Below are 203 nucleotides of genomic sequence, written 5' to 3'. Positions count from 1 at the left end.
GTCGACAGCTGGTCCGGCGCAATCCGAAAAGCGGCCGCATCGCCCAGGCCCAGCACGAAGGTGCCCACGCCGTGGCGCGTCTCTACCAGGCCCGAGGCCTGCAGTTTGGAAATCGCTTCGCGCACCACGGTCCGGCTGACGCCGAACTCGGCCATGATCGCCGCTTCGGTGGGCAGCTTGTCTGCGGGAGGGTAGCTGCCGTC

1 protein-coding gene is annotated in these 203 nt (G+C 68.5%); it reads right to left on the bottom strand.

Annotated features, from left to right (window positions below; genetic code table 11):
* The coding region (locus tag B2J89_RS22425) for a FadR/GntR family transcriptional regulator (RefSeq protein WP_169170906.1) at positions 1-203 on the bottom strand (203 nt) is incomplete at both ends.

It is taken from the genome of Acidovorax sp. SRB_24, from assembly GCF_012931925.1.
This window is presented reverse-complemented; position numbering and strand designations above follow the sequence as displayed.